The organism is Endozoicomonas sp. ALB091 (assembly GCF_049310265.1).
GTDB lineage: Bacteria > Pseudomonadota > Gammaproteobacteria > Pseudomonadales > Endozoicomonadaceae > Endozoicomonas.
Genome location: NZ_JBLYNQ010000006.1, coordinates 1165829 through 1192067, shown reverse-complemented (window position 1 = coordinate 1192067; position 26239 = coordinate 1165829). Strand labels below are relative to the sequence as shown.

Genomic DNA, 26239 nt, shown 5'->3' with positions numbered 1-26239 from the left:
TCAAACCCAATTGGAAAAGAGTTTTCGGATGGAAATTGCCGACCAGGTGCTGGCCGTCAGAAACCGTATTCACCGGGACGAGGCCCTTCGCCATGCCAGCTAAAAAGAAGACCGAACTGATGGAATCTGCTGACGTGTTGCCTGTGGATAAGCCTGCACCTGCCCTGTCTGAAGTGGGCCAGATCATGCAGTCAGCCATCACCCAGAATGCCAGCATCGATACCCTGGAACGGGTGATGAGCCTGTACGAACAAAGCCAGGCCATTGTTGCACGACAGCAATTCAATGAAGCCTTTGCCCGGTTTCAGCAGGAAATGCCGGTAGTAAAGAAAAGCAAGAGTGCTGCTTTCAATACTAAAAGTGGTGGTCGTATGGAGTACTCCTACGCCTCCATTGATGATGTGGTCGCTGCAATTCAGCCAGTTCTTCACCGCTACGGCCTGAGCTACTGGTTTGAGCAGCAGCAGAACGGGCCACAGATCACCATCACCTGCAACCTGGCTCATGTATCCGGCCACTCTATCGGTAACACCGCCACTGGCCCTGTGGATAACACCGGCAACAAAAGCGCCCTGCAACAGATCGGTTCTACCGTGACTTATCTGAAGCGTCAGACTCTGGTCGGGATTCTTGGCGTCGCCTGCACCGATGATGATACCGATGGTTATGTGCCCGATATGAATGACTCGACCCAGTCACCGGTTCACAACCACTACTCCGATGAAGACTTCCAGCGTCTGTTACCAGAATGGCGGGCATCCATTGAGTCCGGCCAACAGAGTGCAGATCGCATCATCCGAAAAATCAATTCCAAAGCTCCAGCCACCCCACAACAAGTACAACAACTGAAAGCCATCCAACCCAGAGGCCACTAAATGGACATTCTCGATATCCAACAGGGGACGCCTGAATGGCTCGCCCTGCGCCAGAACTATTTCACCGCCAGCGAGGCACCGGCCATGATGGGCGACAGTCCCTACCTCAGCCGGGACCAGCTACTCCATCAGAAGAAAACAGGCAGCACCCCAGAGGTAAATGCATTTCAGCAGAAGAAATTCGATGCAGGGCATCGGGCCGAAGCAGAAGCTCGACCGTTGGCAGAGAAAATAGTCGGAGCGGATCTGTTCCCAGCCACCGGCGTCACCATCATTGACGGTTTACCTCTGCTGGCCAGCTTCGACGGGCTGACCATGGTGGAAGACCTGGTCTTCGAGCACAAGCTCTGGAATGAAAAGTTGGTTGCCCAGATCGAAGGAGAAGGTATTGAACCTGCCTATTACTGGCAGTTGGAACAACAACTATTGGTCAGTGGTGCCGAACGGGTTCTGTTTGTTTGCTCTGATGGTACCTCTGCCAACCTGCACCATGTTTACTACGAATCCCAAGACCATCGTCGTGAAGCTCTGATCGCTGGATGGAAACAGTTTCAGGAAGATCTGCACAACTTTGAACCTCCAGTGACCTCACAGGTGCTGGAAGGTGAGCTTATTCAGGATACTACCGCCCTGGTTATCCAACTTAACGGTCAGGTTAATCACTCCAATCTGCCCCAACTTGAAGAGCAGATCCATCACCGCATTGATTCAGCGAAATCCGAACTGGTCAGCGATCAGGATTTTGCCGATGCCGAATCGGCAGTGAAGTTTTTCAAAAAGACGGAAAAGAAACTGAAGGACGGCAAAGAAACCGCGCTTGCCCAGGTACCGGAAATCGCCGAACTATTTACCCGCATAGACCACCTCACCGATGCCATGGCCAGCAAACGCAAGTCGCTGGACAAGCTGGTCAAACATCAGAAGCAGCATATAAAAGACAGCATGGTTCTGAAAGCCGTCACCACCCTTGAAAAAGAACGTCAGGTGATCAATTCGGAACTCACTCCCGGCTGGATCGCCGCCGTGGTTACGCCTGCTGATTTTCAGGAAGTCATCAAGGGAAAAAAGAGTGTTGCCAGTATGCAGTCTTCGGTAAATGACCGGCTGGCACAGGCTCGGATCGAACAGAAGCAGCAGGCACAGGACGTAAAAAACAATCTGGCGATATACCGAAAAATGGCAGCTGATAAGGACTACCTGTTTCCGGATCTGGATGTGCTTCTTCATAAAGAGCAAACCGACCTGATGGCCATTATTGAAATACGCCTCAATCAGGAAGCCCGGCAGAAAGTAGCTGACAAACAGCCCGAACCGGTAACAGAAATCGAAAAAGGCGAAGATCAACCCGACTTGCTCTACTCCGATGGCGAAGTCACCGAAGAGATTCTGACCGACGATATCCACGCCATGGAAAAGTGGCTCGGCAAAGGCTCACTGGACTGCTACCGCTTTGACCGCCACGGCAACGAATACAGCATCGAACTGATCATCCGCCGTGCCGCACTGATCACCCCAGCTCAACAACTCTCTCTAAAACCAGAAGAAAAGGAGATCGCCTGATGGCCGCATCCATGAACCGCGTCACCCTGATTGGCAGGCTGGGCAAAGACCCGGACTGCAAAGCCACCGCCAATGGCAATGCCGTAACCCTTCTTTCCATCGCCACGGAAGAGAGCTGGAAAAAAGATGGCCAGAAACAGACCCGTACCGAATGGCACCGGGTAGTACTGTACGGCAAACCTGCTGAACTGGCCGCTCAGTATCTGGCCAAAGGCCACAGAGTCATGATCGAAGGTCAACTCCAGACCCGAAAATGGCAGGACCAGAATGGTCAGGATCGCTATCAGACCGAAGTCGTGTACAGCGGGTACAACGGCAAGCTGCTGTTTCTGGAAAAGAACCCCAATGGTCAGCAGGCTCAGCCCCAAAATTATCAGCCACAGCCAGGCACACATCAGAACCAGTACACCAACGCCCGGGATGGTGGTCATGCTCCCCAGCCCATGCAGACACAACAGTATGACTCCTACGACGACTCCATCCCATTTTAAAGGAGCTTGTTTTAATGAAAGCCGGAATGAGCCCACTCACACCCGATGATCTGGCCCTGGCCATAGAGATAAAACAGAAGCAGACCGCTGGTCTCTGCTCGGAAAAGGAGGAAAAGGAACTGGCAAAAAAAATCATGCTGGCAGATCGGATCGGTGACGAAATGGAAGGCCAGCTATTGGATGCAGAAACTGTACTGATTGAAATGACCACGCTGATTGTGGCCATTACTGTCGGCATCCACAGCCCCCGGGCGCGGGATCAGGCCATGCTGGTAACCGGACTGATCCTGCAACGCATCCGGGAAATTGATCAGCAAACGACAATACAAAAGATCACCAATATTCACTGAAAGCAATAACCCACACCCTGAGGAAAACCTGAACACCCAGGTTATCAACAAGCCAGCATCAAAGGACACTGACTATGGACAGCACAGTACCTGCCAATAACAACGCCAACCTGATCACCAGCCTGGATCAGGCCGAACTTAAAATCCGTCGTGCCGGAATTATTCGCCTCACTCCTGAGGGATATGAACAAGTGGAAGGCGAGGAGCTGCTGCAAAAAGTGTGCGGCTTTAACCTGGAGTCGAAAACCGTAGCTCAGGCGATTAAGCGACAGATTACAAAGCATGAGTTTACCGAGGGCCAAGACTTTACAACATTGATGTTGCAAAGTTCCGGAGGTCGACCCAGAAGGGTTTATCACTTTTCTGTGAATGCGGCGAACCATGTCCTGCTTTCTGCCATGACCCAGGAAGGCAAACAGGCAAGACAGGAAGCGATTGACGATAAGCGTGAAAAGCAGCTTGCCCGTCACGACACTATGCCTGCGTTGCACAAGCCCGGGATTTATCAACCAGAGTTATCCACACCCCAGGCTTTGCTGGAAATCAATATGGCCACCTCCCTGAAAGCCATTGCCTTTGCCGAGGCACTGGGCTTTACCGGTAATCAGAAACTGCTCTGCGCTGACCGGTTACTGAAAAGCCAGATCGGCTTTTCGCCACTGGAAGCCATGGGGCAGAAACAACTGGTGGCGCCTGTCCAGGCCATGACGTTTACGCCAACCCAGCTCGGGCAGATGATGACTCCAACCCAAGATCCCCGGCAGGTAAACAAACTATTGGAAGCGGCAGGACTTCAAATCAAAATCGATAACCAGTGGACACCTACCGATCAGGGTCAGCCACTCTGTGAAATCCTTGATACCGGAAAAGCCCATAACAGTGGTGCGCCAGTAAAGCAGGTGAAATGGTATCAGACCGTGCTGGACCGATTGCAACCGGCTCTCCCCGATAAATCCAAAACTGAATCGATCGATCAGGATTGCCGCTATGCTGATCCTGCGGTGGTTGGATCTGACAGCGATGACGAGCCTGTGCAAAGAAAACAAAAGCGCAAACGCAACCGCTACGAACTGGACGATTACTTCTCCCTGGTGGAGCTGGGCGAATTTATTGGTCGCAGCCGTCAGCATGTGGTGGAAGTACTGGAGAAGCACAGGATTATCAAATGGACGGGTCAGGGCAAGAGAGGCAAATACCTGCTCACCGATAAGGGCTGGCAGTACGGTCTGATGTATGACCCTTCCGAGATCTGCTTCCACAACCGGAACAGTAAACGACTGACCACCAGCAATGCCCAGCCGGTTCTGGGGTACGACATCCTGAAATTCTTTTAACCGGGTCGGCGATATGGATGCGCTTATTTCCCAGCCCGACCTGATGGAGTGGTCAGGCATTAAGCAAAAAACGGCACTGATCAAATGGATGATTCAAAACAGGATACCGTTTTACTACGGACGTAATGGCGAAGTAGTCACCACCTACGCCGCCATTAACCAGCCATTGATTGGCACCGAACCACAACCACCCAAAAAACAACCACTCAAATTCCTGTAGGAGATGTATTGATGGGAAGACCACGCAAAAAAGAGAATGCCCAGTTGCCGGATGGCGTCTATCGAAGTAAAGGACGCTTCATCTATAAGCCTTACCACGGGCGAGTTGGTAAAAAGAATGTATTCGGAGCCGAGATTGTATTGGGGCCAGAAACCATGGCCATGTCCAAACTCTATATGGCCATTGAGAACCTGGAGAAAAGTTCCGACCAGACATTGGGCTGGCTATTGGATGAATACCTGGAGTCAAAAAAGTTCAAAAGCCAAAGCAAAGACTGGCAGTACAATAAAAGGCTCTACACCCCCAAAGTAAAAAAATTCCCCGTCGAGGGATATGGTACTTTCGGTAATGTGCCCCTGACGCTGATCACCCCGCCATCACTTAACCGGTTCTATGAAAAGTATTCAGATAAACTCGGGGCCGTGGCCATTGTCCGCAAATTAATCTCCAGCGCCTGGAGTTGGGGCAGAAGCCACCTGGAAGGTGTGCCACCAAACCCATCTCTGGATTGCGAAGCCCTGCCAAGACCGAACCGTCAGGATGTGTACGTCAGCGATGAAGACTACGCCTGCGTTTACTATCTGGCCAATCCGTTCTGGAAAGCAATGATGGAGTTTGCCTATATCTGTCGTGCAAGACGTTCCGAGCTAATCAATATGCAGCGGGATCAATTACTGGAAAAAGGTGTACAACTGAAACGGGGTAAAGGATCGCTGGATGAAATCACCCTCTGGACACCGAGACTGAGAAAAGCACTCAAACTTCTTGAGGACTACAGCAATGGCGAGAAGTTCGAATACGTGTTTGGTGCACCTGAGGTAACCGGTAAAAAAGGCATTCCGATGAGACCGGGACAAAAAATGCACAAAAACACATTGGACAGCCAGTGGCAGAAACTGATCAACCGCGCCGTAGATGAAGGACTGATTAACGAGAAGTGGCACTTTCACGATCTGAAAGCCAAAGGTGTATCTGACCATGAAGGATTAGTATCCGGCCACAAAACACTGGAAGCGAAGAAAATCTATATCCGGAAAACCCAGGAAGTACAGGGTACAAGATAACAAAAAGGAAGAGAAATAAGAGAAGATATTACCGGGCAGTTGTCCGGTTTTTTTTGCCGATAATTACACGACATATCTTTGAGAATTGGTGCCCAGGAGAAGACTCGAACTTCCACGACCATACAGTCACTAGCACCTGAAGCTAGCGCGTCTACCAATTCCGCCACCTGGGCATATACGACAATTTACTACTTTTTAACGATGTTTGGTGCCCAGGAGAAGACTCGAACTTCCACGACCATACAGTCACTAGCACCTGAAGCTAGCGCGTCTACCAATTCCGCCACCTGGGCCTTGCCATCGCTGTCCAACATCTCAGCGATGCGGCGCATATTAGAGATCACTGGATGGACTGTCAACCACTTAACATCAGATTAACCAAAGATTATGGAAGCTACGTATCCAGCTATCGGTTATTCACCTCACACCCAATAGCAAGGCGTAAAGAGGGTGGAATTGACTATCTCTTCATGGCTCTGGTCATGGTTTGAAACCACATCACTTTACTGAGATCACCGGTTGCCACGATATTCTGCTCCTGGACACCACGCATAAAGGCTTCCTGGGTATTTTTTGCCGTCAGGATTTCAAAGCCTTTAGTGGCACTGGAGAAAGAAAGCTCAAATGTTGGCTCGGTGGTGGTTCCGGCAACCGGGTAAACCTGTTTGTCTTTGACAATATAGTGCCGGGCGACACCGTCTTTACTGCTGAGCTGAAAGGTCAGGTCCTGGCCTTCCAGCGTCTTTTGAAATGAGGGGTTCTTTCGACTGGCACGTTTCATCATGAAACCCAGTGCCCATAACAACAATTTGAATTTCACTACTTCAGTCCCGAACTCTATATAAAAAAACACTTCCCCATGGCGCAGCTTGCAAAAGCTGGCAATGGAAAAATGCTTTCTGAGAGGTTGTGCAAACAGTATTTATGAAGATGGTGAAACCGGTAGCCGGTTTATCTGGCACATCAATCGCAGCTGGCCAGATAGAGAGCTATCAGTTTACGGCTTCTTTCAGGGCTTTGCCCGGCTTGAAAGCCACTGTCTTACTGGCCTTAATCTGGATGGTTTCGCCGGTTTGGGGATTTTTACCGGTACGGGCAGCACGGCTGCGCTGTTCAAAAGTACCAAAGCCAACAAGGTTGACAGAGTCTGCTGATTTCATGGCACTGGTGATGGCTTCAAGAATGGCATTGAGCGCCAGGGAAGCCTTGTCCTTGCTGATATCCGCTTCGTCAGCGATGACATTGACCAGATCGGGTTTACGCATAGGAAATACACTCCGTTTTGTTTTTCTTGTTTCTTCCCTTGAATCAAGGGTTTCTCGCTTCCTGAGCAAGGACAGCAGCAGCTCTTGACTACAGGTGTATGGCTCACAGACAAAAACAGACTAAAACACAGCCGCTCTCAGGGCAATAGTCTGAACCAACTGTTTGTGGGATTTTTGTCAGAAATCCGGGTTTTTCGATCATTCAACCCACTTCCATCATCTCAAAGTCAGATTTGCTGGCTCCACAATCCGGGCAGAGCCAGTCCTCCGGAACATCCTCCCAGGCCGTTCCGGCAGGTATGCCATCGTCAGGCCAGCCGACAGACTCATCATAGACAAAACCACAGACAATACACTGCCACTTTTTCATCATTCTCTCCGGTTCATACATGCTAACTGTTGTTTGTTTCTGGTATGCTTTGTGCTTTTGAAATCACCCCAAATGCTCAACAGGTCAATCTGTAAACAAAGATTCACCAAGAAGAATAAATATACGTTATCAGAGATCATCATGCCCGCAAGTCACGAGCCGGAATCCAGCCGTTCACACCGCCTGGACAGCAAAGGCACTGTTTTTGACAACCGCAGCGGTGAAGAGCGCTGCTACCGTATTCGCTGTGCAGGAATCACCAAAGTGTATCCGGGTGTTGTTGCCAATGATCAGGTAAGCCTGGCCATCCGGCCTGGCGAAATCCATGCGCTGCTGGGCGAAAATGGTGCAGGCAAAAGTACCTTGATGAAAATCATCTATGGCGTGACGCAACCAGACAGCGGACATATCTGGTTTGATGGCCAGCAGCACACCCTGAAATCGCCAGCCCATGCAAGACGCCTTGGCATCGGCATGGTATTCCAGCACTTCTCATTGTTTGAAACCTTAACCGTGGTGGAAAACATTGCGCTCTCTTTTTACGGGAAGGCGATGGATAAAAGAGCAGCAGGCCAGCTGAAGGATCTGGCCCGACGCATCGAGGAAATCTCCAGCCATTACGGTATGCCCATTGACCCTCATCGTCATGTGCACAGTTTATCCACCGGAGAGCGCCAGCGGGTTGAGATCATCCGCTGCCTGGTACAAGACATTAGCCTGTTGATTCTGGATGAGCCCACCTCAGTGCTGACACCACAGGAAGTCAGCAGTTTGTTTGTCACCTTGAAAAAGCTGGCCGCTGAAGGCTGCAGTCTGCTGTTTATCAGCCATAAGCTTCAGGAAGTTAAAGCCCTGTGTGATAGCGCCACGGTACTGAGACACGGAAAGATTGCCGGAACCTGTGATCCGAAAACCACCAGCACTGAGGATATGGCCAGTATGATGGTGGGCAGCCAGACGACACTGGGTCAGCGCTACAGTTTTTCCACCAATAAGAATGACGATAAACGCCTCGTCGTCAGAGGGCTGACGGAAGCGGCACTGGGTGACTTTGGCACCCCATTGCATGACATCCATTTTTCGGTAAAACCCGGGGAAATTCTTGGCATCGCCGGTGTAGCGGGCAATGGCCAGAAAGAATTAATTCAGCTGCTCAGCGGGGAGAGACTGGCTACCTCACCGGACTTTATCACGCTGGATAACCAGCCCATTGGCCAGCTAACCCCCGGTAAACGACGACGCCTGGGCATGGCCGTCGTGCCGGAAGAGCGCCTGGGTCGGGGAGCGGTGCCCGACATGTCGCTGTCAGATAATGGCCTGCTCACTGGCTTTTTACAAAACCTGGTGTCCGGGGGATTTTTAAGACAGCGACGAATTCACGGATTTGCCAACAACGTTATCAGTCGCTTTCGTGTAAAAGCCCACGGCAACTCAGCGGATGCCAAAAGCCTGTCCGGCGGTAATTTGCAGAAGTTCATTATTGGCCGTGAAATTTTACAGAATCCCAAACTGCTGATCTGTGCCAGCCCTACCTGGGGCGTTGATGTTGGTGCCGCCAACCTGATCCATCAGTCCCTGATTGATCTGCGGGACAAGGGCACGGCCATCGTCGTGCTTTCTGAAGACCTGGATGAACTGTTCCAGATTTCGGACCGAATTGGTGCACTCTGCCACGGCAAACTGTCGCCGGTGAAACCGGTCAGGGAAACCTCCATTAACGAAGTGGGTCAATGGATGGCCGGTGTGTTTGGTCATCCGGAAAAATCAGCCTCAGCACCGATGGCAATGGAACCTGACAGACAGGCAAAGGAGTATACCCCCTGATGAAGATTGCCATTGAAAGAAGGCCGCAAGACTCCAGCCTGATGAAATATCTGTCCCCCGTTCTGGCGGTGTTGCTCACCCTGATGGCCGGGAGTGTGATTTTTGCCATGCAGGGGCAGAACCCGTGGACCGGCTTATATACCTTCTTCATTCTGCCCATCAGCGATAGCTATGGCCTGTCCGAGCTGGGTGTCAAAGCCGCCCCCATACTGCTCTGTGCCATGGGGCTGGCGGTGTGTTTTCGAGCCAATATCTGGAACATTGGCGCGGAAGGACAGTTACTGATGGGGGCTCTGATGGGCAGCTGGGCCGCCCTGAGCTGGATGGATTCGGAAGGCGTCTGGGTGCTCCCCGCGGTACTGATAACCGGCGCTGTGGCTGGTTTGCTCTGGGCATTGATCCCTGCGGTGCTGAGGAATCATTTCAATACCAATGAAATCCTCACCACTATTATGTTGAACTATATTGCCCTGAATCTGCTGCTCTATGCCGTGCACGGCCCCCTGAAAGATCCCCATGGTTTTAACTTCCCGGAATCCGCACTGTTTACCGATGTGGTCACGCTGCCACTGTTGCTGGAAGGAACCCGCCTGCATATTGGTCTGGCCTTCGGACTGCTGGCCGGGGTGTGCATTTGGGTCCTGATGACCAGGACCTTTCTGGGCTTTCAGCTGAAGGTCATTGGTCTGGATGCCAGTGCCGGGCACTTTGCCGGTTTCCGTGAGCGCCGTCTGGTGTATTTCAGCCTGTTGCTGTGCGGTGCTTTGGCCGGGCTTGCCGGTATCTCGGAAGTCAGTGGCCCGATTGGTCAGCTGGTGCCATCGGTCTCCCCCGGCTACGGTTATGCGGCCATTATTGTTGCCTTTCTTGGTCGCCTGCACCCTATTGGTATTTTACTGGCCAGCCTGCTGATGGCGCTGGTTTATATGGGGGGCGAGATGGGTCAGATTGACCTTGGCCTGCCGCTGGCCATGGGCAGTCTGTTTCAGGGGATGTTGCTGTTCTTTCTGCTGGCCTGTGATTTTCTGATCAGTTACCGCTTGAACATCTCTACTTATCAACCCCCGGCTCAGGGACATCATGTAGGAGTCAACGGCTAATGGATATGGACCTGATCACTAACATTCTGTTTGCCATGGTTCGAACCGGTACGCCACTGCTGCTGGTTGCCCTGGGGGAACTGGTGTGTGAAAAGAGCGGCGTGCTTAACCTGGGGCAGGAGGGCATGATGCTGATGGGCGCGGTGATCGGCTTTATTGCCGCACTCACCACAGGCAGCCTGATCTTCGGGGTGATAATGAGTCTGCTGGTTGGCATGGCCATGGCCATGTTGTTTGGCCTGCTGGCGATCCAGTTGCGGGCCAATCAGGTGGCTACCGGCCTGGCCCTGACCATTTTTGGTGCAGGCCTGAGTGCTTATGTGGGCACTGACTACATCGGTCAGGCTTTGGCAGGCTTCCAACCCATGTTGATCCCGCTGTTATCAGACATTCCGGTGCTGGGTAAAGCCCTGTTCAATCAGGACATTCTGGTTTACTGCTCTCTGGGTATCGCGTTGGCTATCTGGCTGTTCTTCCGCTTCAGCCGCCCCGGCCTGATGGTGAAAGCCATCGGGGAAAGCCCATACTCAGCCACGGCTGTAGGCTTACCGGTAATACGGACCCGGTGGCTGGCGTTACTGTTTGGTGGTGCCATGGCGGGCCTCGGGGGGGCTTATCTGTCACTGGCCTATACGCCGCTGTGGGCAGAAGGCATGACCGCAGGGCGTGGCTGGATTGCCCTGGCGCTGGTGGTATTTGCCAGCTGGAAGGTAGAACGGGTATTACTGGGGGCCTGGCTGTTTGGCTTGGCAAGCATTATGCATCTGGTACTGCAGGGGATGGGTGCCTCTATCTCATCCAACCTGCTGGCGACCCTGCCTTATCTGGCGACCATTGTGGTGCTGGTACTGCTATCAAGCAACCAGTCCAGAAGCCGGTTGCTGGCACCAATGTCCCTTGGCAAACCCTACCACCCGGCGGGGTAATCTTTAAAACGGTTCCAACCCGGCCTGACAGGGAACTCAGGCCATTAATCTAACGATAAAACAGACCTGTAAGGAGTGGATCATCCCATGAAATCCCTGATTAAAAAGGCCCTCGTCTCTGTGGCCACGGCCGGATTGATGACCCTGTCGACACTCTCGTCGGCGGTTGAAAAGCCGCTGAAAGTGGGCTTTGTCTATGTCGGCCCGGTGGGTGATGCTGGCTGGACCTATGGTCATGATGAAGGCCGACTGGAGATGGTTGAGAAGCTGGGCAAGAATATCGAAACCACTTATGTTGAGAGTGTCTCTGAAGGTGCCGATGCCGAGCGGGTCATCCGTAAACTGGCACAGCAGGGACACGACCTGATCTTTACCACCTCGTTTGGCTACATGAACCCAACTCTGAAAGTGGCCAAGCAATTTCCCAACGTTAAGTTCCAGCACGCCACGGGTTACAAGCGTGGCAAGAATGTTGGCACCTACTCCGCCCGCTTCTATGAAGGCCGTTACCTGACGGGCGTGATTGCCGGACATATGACCAAAAACAATGTGATTGGCTATGTGGGTTCATTCCCGATTCCTGAAGTGGTCCAGGGGATCAATGCCTTTACCCTCGGCCTGCGCAGTGTCAACCCGGATGCCACCGTGAAAGTGGTCTGGATCAACAGCTGGTACGACCCTGCCAAAGAGCGTGAGGCGGCTGAGTCACTGATTGCCCAGGGTGCCGACATCATCAACCAGCACACCGACTCACCCGCTCCGGTGCAGGCCGCCCAGGACAAAGGGGTATTTGCCTTTGGCTATGACACGGACATGACACGCTTTGGTCCCGATGCCCACCTGACCGGCAGCATGGTTCACTGGGGGGGCTTCTATACTGACACGGCCAAAGCAGTACTGGATAAGCAGTGGAAGGCAGAAGATGTATGGGGCGGCTTCTCCGCAGGCATGGTTGAAATGGCCCCTTATAACAAAGCCATTCCTGAAACCGTTGTTGCCCAGGTCGAAGCCTTCAAGACACAGATTGCCGATGGCACCTTCACCATTTTTGAAGGCCCCATCAAGGCACAGGATGGTTCCATTAAAGTTTCAGAGGGTACAAAGCTGAACGATGGTGATATTCTGTCCATGAACTGGTATGTGGAGGGCGTTGAAGGCTCTTTGCCTAACTGATCCCCACTTGATTGACAGATCCTGGAGTCATCGGCTCCAGGCAGGATGTACTGCCGATGCCCTTTGCTGACATGAACTGGCAACCCGCCCGGGATGCCAAAGCGATACCCAGCGCACTGCGTGAGATGATACTGGATCAACATTCGTTGACCCGACGGCTGAAACAAGCACACAACAACGATTTTTTTGTCCGGGTCATTTCCCATGATTGGCAGGAGCCGGATGCATCAGAGAAAGCCTTTCTTCATTGCGATGATCAGCGTGCCAGCATAAGAGAAGTCCTGCTGTTTGGCTCAGGTCAACCGGTGGTTTTTGCCCGCAGTGTGTTACCGGAGTCCAGTCTGTCCGGTGAGAATAGAGTACTTCTGGAACTGGAGGACAGGCCATTAGGTGAATATATTTTCAGTCAGCCCGGCCTGCGCCGTGGACCGATTGAAGTTGCCGATATCAAAGCCAGTGAATTTAACGCACACCTTGATGTGGAATTTACGGCAGAAATCGCCTGGGCCAGACGATCCCTGTTTTTTTTGCGGGATAAGCCTATTTCTGTTTGTGAGGTTTTTTTGCCTGAGCGTGAGAGCAGAGGGGCTGTCTGAGAATAGCGCCTGGTTACCTCCTGGTAGCATGTGAAGCGGCATTGCAGTATGCCAGTAAATTTTTTACTGCCAGCAAAAATATCGTTTCCCGCTTACTGCACAAGAATGGTTACCGGCGTCGGAAACCACAGAAAAAGCGAACCATGGGACAGCATGCCGAACTTCTGAGTTTGCCTGCGAAAGCGTTGAACTGTGGTGGAATGAAGAGGGGCAAAGGGGCTATCCGGGTCAGAATGAATTGCTCATGTTGTGTGACGGTGGTGGCAGTAACAGTGCGTCGGCATATATTTTCAAGGAAGATCTGCAGGCGCTGGCGAATCGTCTGGGTGTGGAGATCCGGATAGCGCACTATCCACCATACTGCTCTAAATACAACCCCGTTGAACACCGCTTGTTCCCACACGTGACACGCGCCTGTCAGGGCGTATCGCTGGAAAGCATTGAAACAGCGGCATACTACATGAGTAAAACAGAGACAACAGGACTTGCCGTAACTACCAGAATCATCGACAAGGTCTTTGAGGCTGGCCGGAAGTATGCGGCTGATTTCAAGGAGAAAATGACCATTCAGTTCGATAAAATTCTCCCAAAATGGAACTATAGAGCTATCCCTGAAGCTGGGTGAAATGAGGAAGTTATTTCGGGACTATTCCTTAATAAGCGCTTTGCTGATTATCTTACTTCTTACTGCCAGTTGGGAACGTGGCAGCAAGAAGTAAAAAAGGTTAATCAGCTCTTTCCGGGATGATTAATCTGGGCCATGCCAATAACCCTTGGGTCGTTGGAATTTTTATGGTTAATTATTGCCAGGTAGAATGGATGGTCAAATTTAAAGCGAAGAAGTTTTTCAGGAGGTATATGTAAATCGTATGAGAGTATAGATGACGCAGCAGCTACCGCCGCTCCATTTTCATCAACGTCCAATGCTGCTATATGTTTACCCTTGGCTTCAGCCTCTTCACATATTTTTGTAAATTGATAATTGAACTTGAACTTGGGCAGCGTTAGCACCGCGTGTTTACTTCCGGATTTGCCCAGGATAGTGGTGAGTCCACTTGACAAAACCTGGTTGAGATCTTCACTACCGGGATTAGTTTCCCCTTCTGGCGGTAAAACAAACACTGCTTTCATGCCCGATTCCATAACAGGAACAGCGACAAAGTCATAGTCTTTATTTTTTATGTGCTTAATGGGTTGTACACTTCCACTTTCCATCCACTGTATTTCTGAGTGGGTTGCATTTTCCCATGTCATTTCTGAACTCTCATTTTCATTCATCACTCTAAAAGGAAACTGCCATGAGACCTGTTGCAATAACCAGGTGACCAGTTGAAACGCCAGGTCTGGATTATCCAGGTCTTTTGCTTGCAGAAAATCAGTAATCAGGCCCTGGGTGTCTTTTGTTATTTGCTCATTGAGCTCTGCCGTGGCCTGTTCAGGTCCCTTGTGAAAAAAAGCTTCACTGGTTGTATGAGGAATCTGGGATTGTCTCAGAATTCCATCAATCTTTGGTCTTTTTGAAAAGACATGTATGCCTTCTTCGGTGCTTTTGATCAATGGTCGAGCTTGATGAAGCTCACCAATATCCCCTGCTTGATAAGGCTCACCAGTATCCCCTATAGAGTCCGCCATATATCTTAAATTGGTAGTGATCGCCTCTGATGTTGTGACCAGAGCAGGTGAGGTGACAATGTTAATTGATCGTTCGAATAATGTTAATTCTCTAACAAATTCCTGTACGTCATCGACAAGCCCCTTCAAATAGGGTTGGACATTGTTTGTTACTGATGTACCAGAATCTGGGGAATCAGCCGACTGTGTTGAGGATTGCGGGAGGGGTAAATCACTGTTGTCCCAGAACGTATTGGATGGAGCTCTGGGGTAGTCACTAGAGGGTAAATTATTCATATATATTCAAGCCTCCAATCGTAATATTTTTATCTGAACCAGCACATTATTTATAATCAAACATGGCAAGTTCTGACCGGTTAAATGATAGGAGGTATTTTTATTCTGTAAATAATTGTTTGAAAATTAAATGTCATTGTTATTTTTGCCAGATAGATGGTTGTTGTTGATTTTATTTGGCTATAGTGATCTCCAAATGATTTACTTAATTTTTCTTTCAGGGAAAAATTCTTTTCTGAAATCGAAGGCTTAACAGGATGGCTAAGAAAGCGTTTGCATCATCAAGAGATCTGGAACCCAAAAAAGAGACGCTTGAAGTGCTGGCAGAGGGTGTTTATGCCTTTACCGCTGAGGGGGATCCCAATGTCGGGGCCATTGAGGCAGAAGACTTCCTTATTGCTTTTGAGGCTCGGGCAACACCAAGGGCGGCGTCCGACTGGTTACGGGAACTCAGACGGCATACAACAAAGCCTGTTAAGTATCTGGTTTTGTCCCACTACCATGCAGTGCGTGTACTCGGTGCCGCCGCCTTCTCAGCCGAATCGATTATTGCCCATGAGAACACCCGGTTCCTGATTGAAGAGCGTGGTATGGAGGACTGGGACAGTGAGTTTCGTCGAATGCCCAGGTTGTTCCGGGAGCCTGAAGGAATCCAGGGGCTGACCCATCCTGATATTGTGTTTAATGATCGATTAGAAATCCCGCTGGGTGGGCTTCGGGGAAGCCTGGTGCTGGAATACTGTGGACGGGGTCATACCGCCGGGGATATCTGTGCCTGGCTGCCCCGGCATAACATTCTGTTTGCGGGAGATCTTGTTGAGGCCCAGGCTGCACTTTATACCGGTGATGCTTTCCATTTTGACTGGTCCACCACCACGTTGGACAAGGTTGAGGCTTACGGTGCTGAGACGTTGGTTGGTGGCCGGGGTGCAGTTGTACATGGTCGGGATCATGTTGATGCCGCTATCGAGCAAAGTCGCACTTTCCTCATGACCCTGATTGATCAGGTAGGGACCGTTTATAAAAACGGGGGAACGTTAACCGAAGCCTTTGCCGCATCCCATAAAAGCCTGGCCCCCCGGTATGGTAGCTGGCCCATTTTTGAGCACTGTTTGCCATTTGATGTTCAGCGCCTCTGGGATGAGTTTGCTGGTATCGACTGGCCGAGAATCTGGACTGCCGAGCGAGACCAGGAAGTTTGGGATCAACTGCATGGCGTATAGTAAAGTTGGTATCAATAGAGAAATGTACACGGTTAATAAACGACGGGTTGATGATCCCCGGCTTGCATACTCACCGACTGACCATAAAAATTTATATATGACTTGACTCTCCAGGGTGAAATCCGTTTAATACGCCTCGCACATCGTTTTCGTTGTTTGAACAGCGCCTGGGTAGCTCAGTTGGTAGAGCAGCGGATTGAAAATCCGCGTGTCGGTGGTTCGATTCCGCCCCTAGGCACCACACTTAAATGATAAAAAATACATGTGCCAGAATTTAGCCTGGGTAGCTCAGTTGGTAGAGCAGCGGATTGAAAATCCGCGTGTCGGTGGTTCGATTCCGCCCCTAGGCACCATATAAAAAGCCTTGAGCCCTTGCTCAAGGCTTTTTTGTTATTGGAGTTCAAAAAAGCAAGTACAGCCAAACCTGACGACAGGTTTTGCTGTGTCAGGCGCAATGGTTGCACTGTGCAGCTCAACAAATAAGCAACGATTGATAAGCATCCATCGTCTTCTACATACGCGTTATGTCTAGTACATGGTTTCAATGAGTTTGACGTGTACGATCTCCGTTCACCCTGAGCGGAGTCGAAGGGTGCTTGGCACGTTCTATCAGAGTCCGGAGTTTCCGCCTGTAGGCCCTATGGGTCCTTCGACAGCCTCAGGGCGAACGGAGTGCGGAGGCACGACAACCCGTCAAACTCATTGAAACCATGTACTAGAGTTATCTGAACAATAGACATAATCAAATATTTTCCCATCAACTGTTAAGGCATGCCAGCCCCTGAGGTTGGCTGAGAATAGCCCGCCGGAGGTTAGTTATCTTCCGGCACATAGCCTTCAGCGGCATCAATATCTTCGCCGGAGAAATATTTATCCATTTGTTCCATAAGATACTGCCGGGCTTCAGGTGCCAACAGGTTAAGATGCTTTTCATTGATCAGGCGGGTCTGGTGGGCCTGCCATTCAGTCCAGGCTTCCTGGGAAACATGCTCAAAGATCCACTGACCCTTTGGACCGGGTAATGGCGGAACAATGAGGCCTTCCGCTTCTTTTTTCAGTTTGACGCATTGAATCATTCTGGCCATTGTTATCTCACTGCTTCAGTTACTGTGGATTGAGGGTATCTTAACGGGAAAGCTACCTGATAAACATTCATTCCCTTCAGGAAGAGCAGCTGACTTCCAGTTTTTTGCCCCATTCAGGCGGTTGACCTGCATAGTGCTCAAAATCAGGGTGCTCATCGTAGGGCGAAACCAGTACGTTCATCAGGTTTTCAATTTCCTGGTAGTCCCCTTTCTCTGCCTTTTCGATCGCCTGTTGTGCCAGATAGTTTCTGAGAATGTATTTCGGGTTCACCTGTTTCATTCGTTTCTGGCGGTTCTGGTCATCCAGAGGGTTTCTCTTGAGCCTTTTCTTATAGCTATCCAGCCAGGGGGCGAGTGATGGGTGGTTAACTAACGGCTCCAGCTGGTTAACGGCTTGTTCTGAAGGAAAGCTGCTGAGGGTTCGGAAGAATAATGTGTAATCACAGTGACTGTCATGCAATAGCTGAAGGAGATCGCGAACCAGTTCTGCGTCTTCCTCCTCTTCTGCCACCAGCCCCAGTTTATCGAGCATCAGGCGGGTATAGGTTTGGGTGTAGATTTGTGGGTATTGATCCAGCGCTTTCTGGATTAACTCAACATCATCAAACAGGGGAACCAGTGCCTGGCCCAGCCTGCCACAGTTCCAGTAGCCAATGTCGGGTTGTTGGCTGAAGGCATAGCGACCGGAGTGGTCAGAGTGGTTGCAGATGTAGTGCCAGTTAAAATCGTCCATAAAACCATAGGGGCCATAATCAAACGTATCCCCGATAATGCTCATATTGTCGGTATTCATAACGCCGTGGGCAAAACCTGCAGCCTGCCACCGGGCAATTAAGGTTGCGGTACGATGAACGACTTCTGCATAAAACAGCTGATAGCCTTTGTCACTGCCCGCCACTGCTTTCATTCCTTCAAGATCATGAAAGTGGTGTTCAATGGTGTAATCAGCCAGCTCTTTTAAGGCTTCATATCGTTTGTTGTAAAAAAAATATTCAAAGTGGCCAAAGCGGATATGGCTTCTGGCCAGTCTGAGTAATGTTGAACCCGCTTCCCTGGTTTCCCGGTAAACCGGCGTATCACTGGTCACCACGCACAAAGCGCGGGTCGTCGGAATGCCCAGATGGTGGAGCGCTTCTGAGGCGAGATATTCCCGGATGCAGGAGCGCAGGACGGCTCTGCCATCACCAAATCGGGAGTAAGGGGTTGGCCCGGCCCCTTTAAGATGCAGGTCCCACTTTTCTCCCCGGGTATTGACCAGCTCTCCCAATAACAACCCTCTGCCATCACCCAGCTGGGGATTATAGGCACCAAACTGATGGCCGGAATACACCATGGCCAGTGGTTCTGAACCGGGCCATGCACGGTTTCCGGAACCGATTAATGTCAGTTTTTCCCGGGTTTTTCGGGTGTCTTCAAGGTTCAGCTGCTGGCCGGCTGATGGGCTGTAGGTCACTAGTCTCGGGTTCTCCAGGGGAGTTGGGCCCAGCCTTGTATAAAAGCATTCAGGCAGGCGTGAGAAGGTGTTGTTGAAGTGTCCGCCATCAAGGTTATTCATCCCTGTGGTGCTCCCGGGTGATTCACAGAGAATCAGTTTACTCTGTATCTGTGCGCTACACATTCATTCATATAAATGGCCAGTTTTTGAACTTATAGCCAGATTTTCTGTCTGAGAATACAAGTTGTTCAGAATAATAAAAGGAGAGAGGTATATGAGTTCAGTTGAATTGGGCGCTTTGAACGCCATGTCTTACTGTTGGAACAAGCATGATGACAGTTTCATCCTTGCTCGTGCGGTGAAAGCCATCGCGGTGGTGGTGAAAGCGATATTTACCAAATATACCGTCTCATTAATTGAAGCCGAGGCTGTGATGAAGCGTCATCCTGACGCCTGGTTTGCAAAGCCCGTCACACGGGCATTGGCTGAATACAAGATAACCCATGCAACGGATACTTCACAACAACCATCAACAGCTGGCAGTCCTCCTCCGTCATCAGCAACAGCAGGCAGTTCTCCCTCATTGCCCCAACCACCGGCGAATTCGCTATTCTCATTCTCTTTAAAAGAAACGGATACAGACCGGGTTCGATTTATAGACGGATTCCGGACAACAGCAGATGTAAGGGACGCTTATAAAGAGATGAGGATGGCCGCTGGTGATTCGTGGGTTGCAAACGCCAGGTTAACCTGCAAACAGGTGGCTAAAGATGCTGTAGATGACATCGCATTTAATAATAAAGATCATTACGCTATATCGAAATTCCTGGTAACTATCACTCACCCAGACCATAGAGGGGAATCGATTGAAGAAGTGCTTCATGTGATGGATAAAAGGACTGGGCAGCACAAGCTGGTGCGTATTGGTTCGTTCTGTGAAGTTGCAGACGGATCAACAGCCGGAGGGTGCGGTTTCCCCGGATATTCAAAGTTAAGCTCAACCAGGGCAGGCCTTTATTTAAAAAATCTCCAGGCTAAAGATCAAGATGGCAAAGATTACTATCCCTATGCCCAGACCAGGTTTGGTATTGGCGAATATGACAGTAATAATGTTGGCAGTATGTGGAGTTGCGGTTTTGACGTACTGAGAATGCAGCTTTTCCAGGCAACAGGTTATAAATTTTCTTTTCAGGTCCTGGTTGCTTATTTAGAAGAAATAATCAGCGCCAGAGGTGATGCTCAAGAGTTGAGACGTAGTTTGTCTAATGGCCATTACCCTATGACAATATGTGTAATGCACCTGCTTTTAACCGGCATCGCCTCATCATCAGGCTACTCGAATTTACTGGTGGAAGAGGGGTCTGAAGGTGAGGGTCGAATCTCGCCAGACGAAAGAGAAGGTCTTGGTATCAAAACATGCACGCGTCAGGATATATTGGAAACCACAAACTGGGATTACTCATCAACAGCCATGATTTGCCAGCCTTTATACTCTTTTGGTATCTATCGAAACAAAAAAAGAGACGGTACGTTCGAATACACGGTCTACGATCCTCACAATTTCGAAGGTAGTCCAGACTTTTACGATTCAGGCAAGGGGCCGGGGCTAGAGAGTTTTGCATCCGCCGAAGCAGCGATTCATCATGTAACGAGCCGTAAAGGAGGTGCCAATGGCAAGATTGATGCTTTCTTTAGAGGCTCTGATGCTGGACTATGCTTCATGCGGGACAGAATGTTGAAAACGAAAGGTCGGCTGGAGTCTGAAGGAAAAGGCTTTTAGAAGCTATAGCGAACCCTGGCAATACACCCATCAACTTTGAAGTTATCTGCCCAATGGTGGGAGTAACGGAAGGTAATGGTGGTATTGCTTTGAATTTCCACACTCATGCTGGCATCAAATTGATAGCGGTTGTTATCTCTGTCGGCACCATTGATACGGAAGTGTTCACCCCCTGCGGCAAAGTGAGCAGTAATAGCAATCGGATCTTTTTTGAAATCGTGAAAGCCCATCAGCCCAAGCTCTGGTTTGATGACCATTGCCCGGGTATTCATTTCTCCCATCAACTTCAGGCCAGCACCCAGTTCCATGATGTCATATTTGCCATTTTTGACCTGATCGTATGATAAGTGTGTCTGGGCAGGATCTCTGGCGGACTCGGTATAATCGTCAGTTTTGATGGTGAAATAATTAAAGGCTACCTGAGGCTGCCAGCTCCACTCATCTCCCAGGGGATAGGCGTGGCCCGCAATCATGCCGACCCCCCAGCTCCGGGTATCATATTTTGCATCGTTCAGGTGGCCATCAACGTAGCGGTGTCCTTTATTCTTGCCGGAGGAGTAACTCATCCGACCATCAAAGAAAAAATCATTTTCCAGGTACGAGGAGTAAAGGCTGACAATATGAGTATCCGTGTCAATTTTGTTTCTTGAGCCATCTTTCCCTGCTACGTTTCCTTTTGCATAGGTGTAGGCAATGCCTGCTTCTATATTCTGATCCCTTTCCAGAGGGCTATCTGCCCCCATGGAGAAGCCAGTGATTCTGGCATGATAACCCGGTACATGGTCGTTGATATCCTGTGCTGCCTTGCTGTAGTCGTATTGAATCCAGGCCGCGCCAGCAGAGAAGATATCTCCGGTGTTGATGCCGGTTCGTTTGCCAGACATTCTGTCGTTAAGGGTTTTGCCCGCCGTTTTCAGTGCAAGGTTGGCATTATGCACCGCATGAGGCGACATGGCAGGGGCAAGCTCTGCGGCTTTTTTCATGTCTTTGCCGGGCTTTACATTTTTTACAACATGCCGGGTTAATTTGGCACTTTCACTGTCGTGTTCTTCTTTTTCGGAAGGTTTTGTGGCTGCCAGCATCATGGATCGAAACCGCCCCGGAACCTGAGATACCCGATGGTCAGCCTGATCCGTGCTGATCAGCAGCATTCTTTTTGCGTTATCCGGATCAATGATCGCGTCATAGTGGATATAGAGCTCATTGTCAGCATCCACATTAACCGGCTGGTTAATGTTGGAATCCTCTGCTTCCATCAACAGATATTGTTTGCCAATGGCCGGATCTTGAATGATAACGCTGTCAAACACAAAATCAGCAGCAGGACCCACGTGGATATTTTTGGCTGCCACCACCGGGGCTTGCGGTATCGTACCATCGGTTAACGGCTCAAACCCTGCCGCGTCCGGACTTTGTTCTGTCAGCACCAGGCGACCATCCTGTTGATAGTTACCGTCGATATTAAGTTCAGATGGAATGGTAACGACGGCTCCCTGACGAATATGCAATGCAGGTGATGATTCAGGCACCTCTGCACGACGACTGTCTGACGAGCCGGAAACGATAGCCATTCTATCTGCCAAAAAATGGAGATGGCCATTCACATCAATGAGCCCATTGGACCGAAGCAGGTTGCCTTTATAGTGGTTGATACCGTTAAAGGTAATGGAATCAATATCGGACAACTGTCCTTCTATTGACGTATTGTTGGCAATGAATTGATCATCTTTACCGTTGGCTCCTTTAAGTGAACCAATCTTGCCATCGGTTTGCTCTATGCTGAATGATGGGCGGCTCTGTAATGGTGACAGGTTGACCTCATCCAGCGTTCCTCTGGAATTTACGTATACCCTGCCACGGTCTTCTGTAAAGTGGGTTGCCAGTATTCCCTTGCCCTCTGGCACCTGATCAGAAACAAGAATATTGGCTGCACTGGCTGCTTCGTGGATGTTGATATGTTCAGGGTTTGTTAACTGAATGCTGTGCCAGTCAGCGCCAAAGATATCGATATTGGCAAATCCTGAGGCTGTTTTCAGTGGGCCATTCACCAGGGCCAGAGTGTCGTGTTTGTCCTGTCGGCCGATGACCCGATCGGTATTGCCGCCATGTTGCATAAAGTACAGGGGAGGGCGCTGGGTATCCGCCGAGAAATCCAGTACTTTCAGCTCTCCCCGGTGATCAGGTAATTCATTGATGCCAGCCTCACCGAGATTGGTGACGACAAATGCCTTATTCCAGTCATAGGGGGCATCACCGGAAAAAGAAAGATGCATCGACTGTTTTTGAGCGGCATCTTGCCCACTGGGCTGCGTTCCATCAGCAACAATAAGATCTGCTGCCCCATAAGGGGCAATAGTGAGTGTTTCGGGATTATTCACCAGCCCCTGGCTGTTCCAGCCTGAGCTATGAATCCAGATATTTTTCACAGAATCAACAGCACCAATATTGGCTCCGTCATTGAGATTGAGCCGCTGTATCTGCGGAGTCGGCTGGTTGCTTTTAATCGTCAAAGGGCATTCTGGTGATGTCTGTATATTCAGCTTGGCAGGGGTATCCGGCACATCGGCTGCGGGTTTGGAGCTGTCAGCAACATTGACTTCAGCAACAGGTGCATCAGCGACCAGCTCAATAGCACTGATCCTGCCTTCAGAAACAAAATCCGTGGTTGTGATAAACAGTCGTTCTACCGCCGGTATCTCACCTTTAAGCTTTGCTCCTTCCGTGAGCTGCAGGCTATCAATTTTTTTGCTGAAGACACTGACGGGTCTTGGAGTACTGAGTACCAGGTTGTTCCCAAAGGGACTTTGTTGCGGGTCACCACCAACCAGCACATTACCAAGCCCGGTTTCCGGAGAATAAACACCGTCGGCATTAGTAATTTTTCCCAGCTCCAGCGTCTTGTGGTCACCGGGCATGATGCTTACCACGCCACCCTGCAACGATAGATCACCAAGACTGGCCTGGTCATATACTTCCAGCAGGCCAAGTGCTCCACCCTCTGTTACCGTAACAGGCAACCGTTGTCCGGCAGCTGTTTTTATCTGAAGGGTCAGATCATTCTCTGTACGGTGAGGGATCTCCTGTGGTCCATAAACCCGCAGTAATGTCAGAATGCCATGCTTATCAACCAGCACTTCTCTGGTGTTATTGAGCGTTCCATGGGAACCCCAGTCATTACTGGCAACGGTAACTGACCGGAGGCTGTCAGTATCATCCTGAATGTGGCCTCCGTGAATAACCAGCTGGTCGTCCTTTTCCGGGTTACCTGTCAGAGTACCTATTTCACCATTAAGAATCTCAAAACGCATGTTGGGGCGTTCTTTAATGCTGAAATTTAGCCCCGGTGTTATGAGGTCAGTTTTTAATTTTGCACTTTCAGGCTTCCTGACTGAATACGACATAAACGTCGGATTAGGTATATCCTGGGCCTTGTCTGCTCTTTCTTTCTCCAGGTGATCAGCACTGACCGCATAAATATGCCCAATAGGCAGGGTGCTGGTGAGTGTCAATGACTCAAGATCAGCGGGAAGCTCCACCGGTGCTGCCACGCCATGAAGATTCAGGGTAGCAAAACCATGTTGTAGCGCTGAGCTTGAAACGGCTTGTACGGTTTCTGCAGAACCGCCCTTAACGGTTAGTTGGTCGTTTCTGGTGTTGTTGCCCCGCAGGTTTACCAGCGTGTCACTGTCGTGGACATAGTGAAGGTCTGGACGTTGATGGCCGTTGGACGCATCAATCTCATTAACAGTGCCGTAATTGGTGATCCTGATGGCATCACCGGATGCGCTGTCACTGAAAAGCAGCCCCAGGCTGCTATCGGTATGTGCCGGAGAGGCTCCCAGTGTAACCCCTTGTACCAGCGCAGAGGTTGAAACTTCAATATGTCTGGCATTACGAACAGGTCCGTAAGCGTGAAAAGGCTGGTCAGCGGAGGCCTTTACGATCAGTTTCTCCGGAGCAATCAGTTGGCCAAAACGCGCCCCGTTGGCGATGGTGACTTCTGCTTTACCCGCTGATCCATCGAATTCCGGGATCGGTTGACCCGAGCTGATGTCAGACTCTGAAGGCGTTGCAACCACCAGTGTATTGGCTTTTTCTGTCAGTCGGTTGTCTTGTAATGACTGTGCTGGGTTCCCGAGGACAATTGACGTCTGTTCAAAAGTGGGTGTCTCTTTATCACCAGCGAATTCAGTGACCAGATGTTTTACGCCACGGACCGGCGTTTTTACCTGCCAGTCACCATCGGTTTGTGCTCTGATTCGATTTACATCCTCAATGATATTGATGATTCCGCTTGCCAGAGATAGCTCATCACGGCCTTGCAGATGGCCTGTCATCTGGCTGATATTACCTCCCACCAGGGATATTCTGGCGGCAGGACGGTTATTGGTGTCCGATAAATCAATATGGGCTATTCCAGATTCGCTGACCTCGATATCAACGCCATTTTCTGATGGAAACGAATCCGTAAAACTGAGCTGCAGGGTTTGCGCCTGATCCTCACTGACAGGACTTAAGGTGACATTCACAGTGCCGGCAGCAATCAGTGATTTTGGGTTTATAATTGGCCGGGATGCAGTCCACCGGTCACCGGTTATATAAATGAATTCAAAGTCCCTGACTTCACCATTGACTGAAATCTTCTGGTTAATGTCTTCAGTCATGTTGTCTGCCGGGTTGATACGCAGAATATCCATCGGGCTGTTGCCGAGCAGATTTCCCTGTAGTGTGCCGCCACGAAGTTCAATCAGGTTCAGGTCATTACCGGAGCCTTCAAGCAGCACGGCAGCACGCTGTCCCCTGATATAGCTACCGGGCGTGAAGATGGCGATATTAAAGGGCCCTGTTCCCCGGATAGCGGCATCATCACTGATCACTGTTCCCGAATTCTTAAGCCCGCCTTTGTGCAGGTGAATGCCGCTGGCACCATCCGTAGCAGTTATGGTGCCGGTGTTGGCAATAAGTCCGAAACCGACATTTGGATTATCCGGGTCAATGGATTGTGCCCTGGCCCCGGTTGAGTGCGAACCCGATATCTGGATACTGCCGTGATTTTTGATCAGGCCATTGTTATAAGACAGCAGTCCGGTTCCCTGACCCTTAATAGAGCCATGGGGATAATTTATGGCACCTGCTTTGTAGTCATTACTGTGTTCATCCCACTCTTTGCCGATACCGGACCAGACAATGTTCTGTCCATTACTGACCATTCCTGTGCTTTCGGGGTGGTTTAGCAAAATGGTGCCGTGATTGGTGGCTGTCGTTTGATGGCTTGTATCTTCAGGGCTGGCTGTGGCCCTCATACCTGTTCCTGGTACATTGATTTCAATATTGCCGTGGTTCAGGATTTTTTCACCCTCAGCCTCCATTCCTGTCATCCCCATGGTGGCGATGTAGATAGTGCCGGGGTTTATATTGTTCGCATCGGAACCCGGTGGGGAGTTTTCCTGAGTTTCTTGCTGGTCATTGGATAAATTACCGGCATTTTCAGTTTCAACTCCAGCGTGATCACTTTGGCTTGATGTTGAGACTATTGCAGAAATGGCAATTACCAATATTTTTTTATGGAATGTCTCACATTTGCAACCAATCATTCTTCAGGTTCCTCAACCAATGGGTTAAACCATAGAGCTGAAACTTCTATACATAATGTATAAAAA

General features: G+C 50.2%; 22 protein-coding genes and 4 tRNA genes. 17 read left to right on the top strand and 9 right to left on the bottom strand.

The window, feature by feature from the left end:
- Window positions 1-92: 92 nt before the first annotated feature.
- The 7 genes from ACO6UX_RS12125 to ACO6UX_RS12095 all read left to right on the top strand — a co-directional run bounded on the left by ACO6UX_RS12125 (window position 93) and on the right by ACO6UX_RS12095 (window position 5894).
- Window positions 93-875, top strand: coding sequence for an ERF family protein (locus ACO6UX_RS12125; RefSeq protein WP_422447846.1), 783 nt, complete (start codon window positions 93-95; stop codon window positions 873-875).
- The gene (locus tag ACO6UX_RS12120; protein ID WP_422447844.1) at window positions 876-2435 is read left to right on the top strand and encodes a YqaJ viral recombinase family protein; all 1560 of its coding nucleotides are present in this window, start codon (window positions 876-878) and stop codon (window positions 2433-2435) included.
- Window positions 2435-2926: a single-stranded DNA-binding protein gene (locus ACO6UX_RS12115; protein WP_422447842.1), complete on the top strand. Its 492-nt coding sequence runs from the start codon at window positions 2435-2437 to the stop codon at window positions 2924-2926. The genes ACO6UX_RS12120 and ACO6UX_RS12115 overlap by 1 nt, the downstream gene beginning before the upstream one ends.
- A 26-nt stretch (window positions 2927-2952) precedes the next feature.
- A complete protein-coding gene (locus tag ACO6UX_RS12110) occupies window positions 2953-3276 on the top strand; it encodes a hypothetical protein (protein ID WP_422447840.1) in 324 nt (107 codons plus the stop codon).
- 74 nt (window positions 3277-3350) lie between these two features.
- A complete protein-coding gene (locus ACO6UX_RS12105; RefSeq protein WP_422447838.1) occupies window positions 3351-4610 on the top strand; it encodes a hypothetical protein in 1260 nt (419 codons plus the stop codon).
- A gap of 13 nt (window positions 4611-4623) precedes the next feature.
- Window positions 4624-4830, top strand: a complete 207-nt coding sequence (locus ACO6UX_RS12100) for a hypothetical protein (protein ID WP_422447836.1) — start codon at window positions 4624-4626, stop codon at window positions 4828-4830.
- Window positions 4831-4841: 11 nt separating this feature from the next.
- A complete protein-coding gene (locus ACO6UX_RS12095) occupies window positions 4842-5894 on the top strand; it encodes a tyrosine-type recombinase/integrase (protein WP_422447834.1) in 1053 nt (350 codons plus the stop codon).
- 86 nt (window positions 5895-5980) lie between these two features.
- Here the strand turns inward: ACO6UX_RS12095 and ACO6UX_RS12090 are convergent.
- The 5 genes from ACO6UX_RS12090 to ACO6UX_RS12070 form a co-directional block, all read right to left on the bottom strand.
- A tRNA-Leu gene (locus ACO6UX_RS12090) sits at window positions 5981-6067 on the bottom strand.
- Window positions 6068-6100: 33 nt separating this feature from the next.
- Window positions 6101-6187 (bottom strand) — tRNA-Leu (locus ACO6UX_RS12085).
- Window positions 6188-6354: 167 nt separating this feature from the next.
- A complete protein-coding gene (locus ACO6UX_RS12080) occupies window positions 6355-6678 on the bottom strand; it encodes a helicase (protein WP_269672018.1) in 324 nt (107 codons plus the stop codon).
- A 208-nt stretch (window positions 6679-6886) separates the two neighbouring features.
- Window positions 6887-7159 carry an HU family DNA-binding protein gene (locus ACO6UX_RS12075; protein ID WP_163371979.1) on the bottom strand — a complete coding sequence of 91 codons (273 nt, stop codon included), beginning with the start codon at window positions 7157-7159 and terminating at the stop codon, window positions 6887-6889.
- 202 nt (window positions 7160-7361) lie between these two features.
- Window positions 7362-7529, bottom strand: a complete 168-nt coding sequence (locus ACO6UX_RS12070) for a rubredoxin (RefSeq protein WP_422447956.1) — start codon at window positions 7527-7529, stop codon at window positions 7362-7364.
- Window positions 7530-7670: 141 nt separating this feature from the next.
- Here ACO6UX_RS12070 and ACO6UX_RS12065 point away from each other — a divergent pair, with 141 nt between their 5' ends.
- The 6 genes from ACO6UX_RS12065 to ACO6UX_RS12040 all read left to right on the top strand — a co-directional run bounded on the left by ACO6UX_RS12065 (window position 7671) and on the right by ACO6UX_RS12040 (window position 13773).
- Window positions 7671-9353, top strand: coding sequence for an ABC transporter ATP-binding protein (locus ACO6UX_RS12065; protein ID WP_422447831.1), 1683 nt, complete (start codon window positions 7671-7673; stop codon window positions 9351-9353).
- Window positions 9353-10453: an ABC transporter permease gene (locus ACO6UX_RS12060; RefSeq protein WP_422447829.1), complete on the top strand. Its 1101-nt coding sequence runs from the start codon at window positions 9353-9355 to the stop codon at window positions 10451-10453. Before ACO6UX_RS12065 ends, ACO6UX_RS12060 begins: the two co-directional genes overlap by 1 nt.
- Window positions 10453-11379, top strand: coding sequence for an ABC transporter permease (locus tag ACO6UX_RS12055; RefSeq protein ID WP_422447827.1), 927 nt, complete (start codon window positions 10453-10455; stop codon window positions 11377-11379). Before ACO6UX_RS12060 ends, ACO6UX_RS12055 begins: the two co-directional genes overlap by 1 nt.
- 87 nt (window positions 11380-11466) lie before the next feature.
- Entirely contained in the window at window positions 11467-12552 is a 1086-nt protein-coding gene (locus ACO6UX_RS12050; protein WP_269672022.1) for a BMP family ABC transporter substrate-binding protein, read from the top strand.
- Between the two features lie 56 nt (window positions 12553-12608).
- Window positions 12609-13148 (top strand): chorismate--pyruvate lyase family protein, encoded by a 540-nt coding sequence (locus ACO6UX_RS12045; RefSeq protein ID WP_422447825.1) that lies wholly within the window; start codon window positions 12609-12611, stop codon window positions 13146-13148.
- Between the two features lie 58 nt (window positions 13149-13206).
- Window positions 13207-13773 (top strand): ISAzo13-like element transposase-related protein, encoded by a 567-nt coding sequence (locus tag ACO6UX_RS12040; RefSeq protein ID WP_422447954.1) that lies wholly within the window; start codon window positions 13207-13209, stop codon window positions 13771-13773.
- A 104-nt stretch (window positions 13774-13877) separates the two neighbouring features.
- Here ACO6UX_RS12040 and ACO6UX_RS12035 read toward each other — a convergent pair whose 3' ends face one another.
- Window positions 13878-15056, bottom strand: coding sequence for a serpin family protein (locus ACO6UX_RS12035; protein ID WP_422447823.1), 1179 nt, complete (start codon window positions 15054-15056; stop codon window positions 13878-13880).
- A gap of 257 nt (window positions 15057-15313) precedes the next feature.
- Between ACO6UX_RS12035 and ACO6UX_RS12030 the strand changes: the two genes are divergently transcribed.
- From ACO6UX_RS12030 to ACO6UX_RS12020, 3 genes are all read left to right on the top strand, one after another.
- Complete coding sequence (locus ACO6UX_RS12030; RefSeq protein WP_422447821.1) at window positions 15314-16279, top strand: MBL fold metallo-hydrolase; 966 nt, start codon at window positions 15314-15316, stop codon at window positions 16277-16279.
- A gap of 165 nt (window positions 16280-16444) precedes the next feature.
- Window positions 16445-16520: transfer RNA gene (locus tag ACO6UX_RS12025), tRNA-Phe, on the top strand.
- 36 nt (window positions 16521-16556) lie between these two features.
- Window positions 16557-16632, top strand: a tRNA-Phe gene (locus ACO6UX_RS12020).
- A gap of 459 nt (window positions 16633-17091) precedes the next feature.
- Here ACO6UX_RS12020 and ACO6UX_RS12015 read toward each other — a convergent pair.
- Entirely contained in the window at window positions 17092-17364 is a 273-nt protein-coding gene (locus tag ACO6UX_RS12015) for an oxidative damage protection protein (RefSeq protein WP_422447819.1), read from the bottom strand.
- Window positions 17365-17440: 76 nt separating this feature from the next.
- Window positions 17441-18919, bottom strand: a complete 1479-nt coding sequence (locus ACO6UX_RS12010) for a protein adenylyltransferase SelO (protein WP_422447817.1) — start codon at window positions 18917-18919, stop codon at window positions 17441-17443.
- Between the two features lie 154 nt (window positions 18920-19073).
- On the opposite strand from ACO6UX_RS12010, the gene ACO6UX_RS12005 reads away from it, so the two are divergent.
- Window positions 19074-20579, top strand: a complete 1506-nt coding sequence (locus ACO6UX_RS12005) for a hypothetical protein (RefSeq protein WP_422447815.1) — start codon at window positions 19074-19076, stop codon at window positions 20577-20579.
- On the opposite strand, the gene ACO6UX_RS12000 is transcribed toward ACO6UX_RS12005, so the two are convergent.
- Window positions 20576-26173, bottom strand: a complete 5598-nt coding sequence (locus ACO6UX_RS12000; protein WP_422447813.1) for an autotransporter outer membrane beta-barrel domain-containing protein — start codon at window positions 26171-26173, stop codon at window positions 20576-20578. The two genes, ACO6UX_RS12005 and ACO6UX_RS12000, sit on opposite strands and share 4 nt — an antisense overlap.
- Window positions 26174-26239: the final 66 nt, after the last annotated feature.

What these genes read in the sequence shown, in the direction of transcription:
- ACO6UX_RS12125 (WP_422447846.1), top strand. Translation starts at nt 93, where the DNA reads ATGCCAGCTAAAAAGAAGACCGAACTGATGGAATCTGCTGACGTGTTG.
- ACO6UX_RS12120 (WP_422447844.1), top strand. Translation starts at nt 876, where the DNA reads ATGGACATTCTCGATATCCAACAGGGGACGCCTGAATGGCTCGCCCTG.
- ACO6UX_RS12115 (WP_422447842.1), top strand. Translation starts at nt 2,435, where the DNA reads ATGGCCGCATCCATGAACCGCGTCACCCTGATTGGCAGGCTGGGCAAA.
- ACO6UX_RS12110 (WP_422447840.1), top strand. Translation starts at nt 2,953, where the DNA reads ATGAGCCCACTCACACCCGATGATCTGGCCCTGGCCATAGAGATAAAA.
- ACO6UX_RS12105 (WP_422447838.1), top strand. Translation starts at nt 3,351, where the DNA reads ATGGACAGCACAGTACCTGCCAATAACAACGCCAACCTGATCACCAGC.
- ACO6UX_RS12100 (WP_422447836.1), top strand. Translation starts at nt 4,624, where the DNA reads ATGGATGCGCTTATTTCCCAGCCCGACCTGATGGAGTGGTCAGGCATT.
- ACO6UX_RS12095 (WP_422447834.1), top strand. Translation starts at nt 4,842, where the DNA reads ATGGGAAGACCACGCAAAAAAGAGAATGCCCAGTTGCCGGATGGCGTC.
- ACO6UX_RS12080 (WP_269672018.1), bottom strand. Translation starts at nt 6,678, where the DNA reads ATGATGAAACGTGCCAGTCGAAAGAACCCCTCATTTCAAAAGACGCTG.
- ACO6UX_RS12075 (WP_163371979.1), bottom strand. Translation starts at nt 7,159, where the DNA reads ATGCGTAAACCCGATCTGGTCAATGTCATCGCTGACGAAGCGGATATC.
- ACO6UX_RS12070 (WP_422447956.1), bottom strand. Translation starts at nt 7,529, where the DNA reads ATGAAAAAGTGGCAGTGTATTGTCTGTGGTTTTGTCTATGATGAGTCT.
- ACO6UX_RS12065 (WP_422447831.1), top strand. Translation starts at nt 7,671, where the DNA reads ATGCCCGCAAGTCACGAGCCGGAATCCAGCCGTTCACACCGCCTGGAC.
- ACO6UX_RS12060 (WP_422447829.1), top strand. Translation starts at nt 9,353, where the DNA reads ATGAAGATTGCCATTGAAAGAAGGCCGCAAGACTCCAGCCTGATGAAA.
- ACO6UX_RS12055 (WP_422447827.1), top strand. Translation starts at nt 10,453, where the DNA reads ATGGATATGGACCTGATCACTAACATTCTGTTTGCCATGGTTCGAACC.
- ACO6UX_RS12050 (WP_269672022.1), top strand. Translation starts at nt 11,467, where the DNA reads ATGAAATCCCTGATTAAAAAGGCCCTCGTCTCTGTGGCCACGGCCGGA.
- ACO6UX_RS12045 (WP_422447825.1), top strand. Translation starts at nt 12,609, where the DNA reads ATGCCCTTTGCTGACATGAACTGGCAACCCGCCCGGGATGCCAAAGCG.
- ACO6UX_RS12035 (WP_422447823.1), bottom strand. Translation starts at nt 15,056, where the DNA reads ATGAATAATTTACCCTCTAGTGACTACCCCAGAGCTCCATCCAATACG.
- ACO6UX_RS12030 (WP_422447821.1), top strand. Translation starts at nt 15,314, where the DNA reads ATGGCTAAGAAAGCGTTTGCATCATCAAGAGATCTGGAACCCAAAAAA.
- ACO6UX_RS12015 (WP_422447819.1), bottom strand. Translation starts at nt 17,364, where the DNA reads ATGGCCAGAATGATTCAATGCGTCAAACTGAAAAAAGAAGCGGAAGGC.
- ACO6UX_RS12010 (WP_422447817.1), bottom strand. Translation starts at nt 18,919, where the DNA reads ATGAATAACCTTGATGGCGGACACTTCAACAACACCTTCTCACGCCTG.
- ACO6UX_RS12005 (WP_422447815.1), top strand. Translation starts at nt 19,074, where the DNA reads ATGAGTTCAGTTGAATTGGGCGCTTTGAACGCCATGTCTTACTGTTGG.
- ACO6UX_RS12000 (WP_422447813.1), bottom strand. Translation starts at nt 26,173, where the DNA reads ATGATTGGTTGCAAATGTGAGACATTCCATAAAAAAATATTGGTAATT.